At 73.4% G+C, this 5951-nt stretch carries 3 protein-coding genes; 2 read left to right on the top strand and 1 reads right to left on the bottom strand.

Annotated features, from left to right (window positions below; translation table 11 throughout):
- The first annotated feature begins 17 nt into the window (after positions 1 to 17).
- A complete protein-coding gene (glgB, locus tag EEJ42_RS35245) occupies positions 18 to 2258 on the top strand; it encodes a 1,4-alpha-glucan branching enzyme (RefSeq protein ID WP_123106291.1) in 2241 nt (746 codons plus the stop codon).
- 103 nt (positions 2259 to 2361) lie between these two features.
- Complete coding sequence (locus tag EEJ42_RS35240) at positions 2362 to 3801, top strand: glycoside hydrolase family 16 protein (protein WP_123106290.1); 1440 nt, start codon at positions 2362 to 2364, stop codon at positions 3799 to 3801.
- On the opposite strand, the gene EEJ42_RS35235 is transcribed toward EEJ42_RS35240, so the two are convergent.
- Positions 3794 to 5951, bottom strand: a 2158-nt coding sequence (locus EEJ42_RS35235; RefSeq protein WP_148082139.1) for an ATP-binding protein, incomplete at its 5' end; no start/stop codon positions are given. The two genes, EEJ42_RS35240 and EEJ42_RS35235, sit on opposite strands and share 8 nt — an antisense overlap.

Below are 5951 nucleotides of genomic sequence, written 5' to 3'. Positions count from 1 at the left end.
CCGCGCCCGCGCCCGCCGTGCAGCAACCGCCCCCGCCCGACCCCGGGCCGTACGACGACCACGGGGTGCGGGCCGCGAGTCCGCTCGGGGAGGGCGACCGGCAGCGGCTGCTGACCGGGGCGCATCACGACCCGCACGCGCTCCTCGGCGCGCACCCGGTCCGCGGCGGCATCCGGTTCCGGGCGCTGCGCCCGTACGCGCGGGCCGTCACCGTCGTCGCCGACGGGCTGCGGGCGCGGCTGCGGGCCGAGGGGGACGGGCTGTTCTCGGGTGTGCTGCCGCTGGCCGCCCTCCCCGACTATCAGCTGCTCGTGGCGTACGACGACGCCGAAGTGGAGGTCCACGACCCGTACCGCTTCCTGCCCGCGCTCGGCGAACTCGATCTGCACCTGATCGGCGAGGGCCGCCACGAGGAGCTGTGGCGGGCGCTCGGCGCGCAGCCGATGACGCACCACGGGGTGGCCGGGACGCGGTTCACCGTGTGGGCGCCGAACGCGCGCGGGGTCCGGGTCACCGGGGACTTCTGCTACTGGGACGGCACCGGATTCCCCATGCGCTCGCTCGGTTCCAGCGGCGTGTGGGAGCTGTTCGTGCCCGGTGTGGGCGAGGGCGCGCTGTACAAGTTCGAGATCACCCGGCCCGACGGCAGCCGCACGCTGCGCGCGGACCCGATGGCGCGGCGCACCGAGTGCCCGCCCGCGACGGCGTCGGTCGTGCACGCCTCGCACCACCGCTGGGGCGACGGCGACTGGATGGCGCGGCGGGACGGGGACCGCGTGCACGAGCGGCCGTTCTCGGTGTACGAGGTGCACCTGCCGTCGTGGCGGCCCGGGCTGACCTACCGGCAGCTCGCCGAGCAGCTGCCCGCGTACGTCAAGGATCTCGGCTTCACCCATGTGGAGCTGATGCCGGTGGCCGAGCATCCCTTCGGCGGCTCCTGGGGCTACCAGGTGACCGGCTTCTACGCGCCGACGGCCCGCCTCGGCCCGCCCGACGACTTCAAGTACCTGGTCGACGCGCTGCACCAAGCGGGGATCGGGGTGCTGGTGGACTGGGTGCCCGCGCACTTCCCCCGGGACGCGTGGGCGCTGGCGGAGTTCGACGGGCGGCCGCTGTACGAGCCGTCGGACCCGCTGCGGGCGGCGCACCCGGACTGGGGGACGCTCGAATTCGACTACGGCCGCACGGAGGTGCGGAACTTCCTGGTCGCGAACGCGGTCTACTGGTGCGAGGAGTTCCACATCGACGGTCTGCGCGTCGATGCCGTGGCGTCCATGCTCTACCTCGACTACTCCCGCGAGCCCGGCCAGTGGACGCCCAACGCGCACGGCGGCCGGGAGAACCTGGACGCGGTGGCGTTCCTCCAGGAGATGAACGCGACGGTCTACCGCCGCTGCCCGGGCGTCGTGACCATCGCCGAGGAGTCCACGGCCTGGGACGGCGTCACCCGGGCCACCCACCACGTGGGGGCGAGCGGCTTCGGCGGGCTCGGCTTCGGGCTGAAGTGGAACATGGGGTGGATGCACGATTCGCTGGGCTACGTGGCGCACGAACCGGTGCACCGGAAGTACCACCACCACGAGATGACGTTCTCGATGGTGTACGCGTACAGCGAGAACTACGTCCTGCCGATCTCGCACGACGAGGTGGTGCACGGCAAGCGGGCGCTGGTGAGCAAGATGCCGGGCGACTGGTGGCAGCAGCGCGCCGACCACCGGGCGTACCTCGGCTTCATGTGGGCGCATCCGGGCAAGCAACTGCTGTTCATGGGGCAGGAGTTCGCGCAGGGGGCGGAGTGGTCGGAGCGCCACGGCCCGGACTGGTGGCTGCTGGACCCCTCGTACTCGGCCGAACCCGACCACCGGGGGGTGCGCGACCTGGTCCGCGACCTCAACCGGGTGTACGCGGCGACGCCGTCGCTGTGGCAGCGGGACACGGTGCCGGAGGGGTTCGCGTGGGTGGAGGGGGACGGGCACGAGGACAACGTGTTCGCGTTCCTCCGCTTCGACGCGGACGGCTCCCCGCTGCTGGCGGTCAGCAACTTCTCGCCGGTGGTGCGGCATGCGTACCGGGTGGGCGTTCCGGACACGGTCCCGCTGTGGCGGGAGGTGCTGAACACCGACGACGCGCGGTACGGCGGCAGCGGCGTCCTCAATCCGGAACCGCTGAAGGCCGAGCCGACGGCCGCCCACGGCCGCCCGGCCAGCCTCCTGCCGGTGCTGCCACCGCTGGCCACGATCTGGCTGTGCCCGGCCTGACCCACGGCGCACAAGGCCGCGTTCAAAAGGTTGACGACTGACGTGGACACGCCTAAAGAGGGGGTGAGAGCGCTCTCACCCCCCCCCTTCAGGAGGTACGTCCATGCGCCACCGCAGACGCAGATCCCCGCTCAGGTCCGCCCTCCGATCGGCGTTAGCCGCACTCGCCGCCACCGCCGTCGCCCTCCTCGGCGCCACGTCCGTCCGGGCCGATGTGCCGCCCACGCCCGGCTGGACCCTCCAGTGGAGCGATGACTTCACCGGCGCGGCGAACACCCTGCCCTCCGCCACCAACTGGCAGATCGACACCGGCTTCAGCTACCCGGGCGGCCCCGGCAACTGGGGCACCGGCGAGATCCAGCGCTACACCGACTCCACCAGCAACCTCGCCCTCGACGGCAGCGGCAACCTCCGCATCACCCCGCTCCGCGACGGCGCGGGCAACTGGACCTCGGCCCGCATCGAGACCAAGCGCGCCGACTTCAAGGCCCCGGCCGGCGGGGTGCTGCGCATGGAGGGCCGCATCCAGATGCCGAACGTCACCGGCACCGCCGCCCTCGGCTACTGGCCCGCCTTCTGGGCACTCGGCAGCCCGTACCGCGGCAACTACCAGAACTGGCCGGGCATCGGCGAGTTCGACATCATGGAGAACGTCAACGGGATCGACTCCGTGTGGGGCGTGCTGCACTGCGGCGTGAACCCCGGCGGCGCCTGCAACGAGAGCACCGGCCTCGGCGCCAGCCGCGCCTGCCCGGGGTCGAGCTGCCAGTCCGCGTTCCACACCTACCGCTTCGAGTGGGACCGCTCGACCACGCCGAACCAGCTCCGCTGGTACGTGGACGGCCAGCAGTTCCACAGCATCAGCCAGAGCCAGGTCGACGCCACCACCTGGTCGAACATGACCGACCACGCGGGCTACTTCATGCTCCTCAACGTGGCGATGGGCGGCGCGTTCCCGAACGGTGTCCACGGCTCGGCCACGCCCACCGCGGCCACCGTTCCCGGCCACCCCATGCTCGTCGACTACGTGGCGGTCTGGACCCGGGGCGGCGGCGGAACGGACCCCGGCACCGGCTCCGCCACGCTCTACCCGGGTACGGGCGGCGCCCTCGGCGCGGCCTCCTCGTCCGCGAGCGCCACGACCCTGGCCTCCGCGGGCGGCACCAACCACGACGGGACGCCGTACCAGCCGCAGACCTTCACCTCGTCCGGCATCACCCGGACGTACAGCGGCGGCTCGACGGCCTTCGACCTGTTCGTGGACGCGGGCACGACCGTCGCCAACGGGCAGCAGGTGAGGGTCAGTTACGACCTCACGGGCGACGGCAGCTGGGACCGCACCGAGACCTACCAGTACTTCGCCACCGATCCGGTGCCGGGCTACGAGCACTACACCCAGGCCCGCGGCCTCACATCCGCCACCGGCTCGCTCGGCAACATGACGGGCGGCAAGGTCCGGGTCGAGGTGTGGAACGCCATCGGCAACGGCGCCAGCACTCTCGGCACGGGCAACCAGTCCTTCGTCCGCATCCCCTTCAAGTAACGGAGTCGGAGTCGGGTCCGGGATCGCCCAGCCGGGCGAGCTCGTCCCGTACCCGGTCCGCGTCCGGGTGGCCGAGGGCGTCGAAGCGGCTCAGCGCCGCGCACCAGCTTGTCCGCGCCCCGGCCACGTCCCCGGCGGTCCGCTGGGCGTCGCCGAGCCGGTGCAGCGACTCGGCCTCCCGCACCCGCTCGTCCAGGGTGCGGCGCAGCGCGACCGCGTGCCGGTAGCAGGTGATGGCCTGCTGGTGGTCGCCGAGGTGGTGGTGGGCGTACCCGAGGCTGTCCCAGGCGGCCGACTCCCCGCGCCCGTCGCCCGCCTCCCGCAGGAGGGCGAGCGCCTGGGCGCAGTGCACCAGGGTCTGCTGGAAGTCGCCCAGCCTGGCGTACGCCCAGCCCAGGTTGTTGAGGGCGTACGCCTCGCCCTTGCGGTGGCCGGCCACCTGGTACAGCTCCAGCGAGCGCCGGGCGTGGTACAGCAGTTCCTCGTCCCGGCCCTGGCGCTCGGCGGTCATGTTGAGCGCGACATGGATGCGGGCCTGGCCGATGTGGTTGGCGACCTCGCCGTGCAGGTTGAGCGAGCGCAGCAGATGGCCGCGGGCCCGGTCGTACCGCCCCATCCGCAGATCGGCGAGGCCCATCCCGTGACAGGCGTAGGCCTGCCCGGCCGGATCGGCGATGCGGTGGGCGGCGCCCAGGGCGATGCGGTGGACGGTGCGCTGGTCGTGCCAGTGGCCGAGCTGGTCCAGGTACTCCATCAGCGACCAGGCCAGTTGCCAGGCGTGGGTCTCGAAGGCGGCGTCCGCGGCCCGCTGGAGGGCCGCGATCAGCACCGGGTGTTCCAGGGTGAACCAGGTGAGCGCCTGGGCGTGTTCGTCGAACGTCTCGACGGTGACACCGGACCGCGCCGGGGCGACGGCGATCGGCTCCCGGTGCGGGGTGAAGGCGCGCCCGGCGGCGACGGCGGAGTGCAGATAGTGGTCGAGCACCCGGTGCAGCGCGGACCGGCGGTCGTCCGCCGAGTCGTACTCCTGGGTCAGCTCCATGGCGTACGCGCGCAGCAGATCGTGGAACGCGTACCGGCCCGGGCTGCGCTCGGCGATCAGATGGGCCCGGGTGAGCCTGCCCAGCAGCCTGCGCGCCTGCGACAGGCCCACTCCGGCGAGGGAGGCCGCGGCGGGGGCGGCGATGTACGGGCCGGGGTGGACGGCGAGCAGCCGGAACAGGCGGGCGGTGTCGTCGCCGAGGGTGTGGTACGACCACGAGAACACGGCCCGGACATCGGTGGTGGCGTCCCCGCCCTCGAACGCGTCCAGGCTGCCGCGCGCGTCGTGCAGCTCATCGGCGAGCGCGGCGATGCTGAAGCGGGGGTGGGTGGCGGCGCGGGCGGCCACGATGGCGAGCGCCAGGGGCAGCCCCGCGCACACCGTGACGACGTCCTCCACGGCCTGCGGTTCGGCGGCGGCACGCTCGGCCCCGATGCGGCCGACGAGCAGCTCGCGCGCCTCGGCACGGCCGAGCAGATCCAGCGGCAGCGGCCGGGCCTGTTCCGCGACGACCAGCCCGGTGAGTTCGTTACGGCTGGTCAGCACCACCAGACAGCCCGGCGAGCCGGGCAGCAGCGGGCGCACCTGCTCGGCGTCGCGGGCGTTGTCGAGCAGGATCAGCACCCGGCGGTCGGCCAGCAGGCTGCGGTAGAGCGCGGTCTGCGCCTCCACGGTGGCGGGGATGCGGTGCGCGGGCACCTGGAAGGCGTCGAGGAAGCCGCGGACCGCCTCGGCCACGGTCATCGCGGAGCCGGTGGGGCCGAAGCCGCGCAGGTTGACGTAGAGCTGCCCGTCGGGGAAGCGGTCGCGGACCCGGTGCGCCCAGTGCACCGCGAGGGTGGTCTTGCCGAGGCCGCCGCTTCCCGCGATCACCCCGATCACGGCGGCGGTCGGCGACCGGCCGGCGGTGGAGGCGGCGCCGGTGCGCAGCAGGGCGTCCAGCCCGGCGAGTTCGCGCTCACGGCCGCTGAAGTGGGCGACGTCGGGGGGAAGTTGCTGCGGGATGGCGCCGGGGTCGGCGGCCACGCTGCCCGTCCCCGGGGCGCCGCCGCCCGCCCCGGCGGCCTCCGCCGCGGTGCGGGGCTCTGCCGCGTGCCCGGCCCCGGGG

This window comes from Streptomyces botrytidirepellens (genome assembly GCF_003721215.1).
Taxonomy (GTDB): domain Bacteria; phylum Actinomycetota; class Actinomycetes; order Streptomycetales; family Streptomycetaceae; genus Streptomyces; species Streptomyces himastatinicus.
Note: the sequence above shows the minus strand (reverse complement) of the source record. Positions and strands in the feature narration are given on the sequence as shown.

Bases quoted from the DNA above. Each gene is read 5' to 3' on its own strand.
- EEJ42_RS35240 (WP_123106290.1), top strand. From the start codon at position 2,362: ATGCGCCACCGCAGACGCAGATCCCCGCTCAGGTCCGCCCTCCGATCG.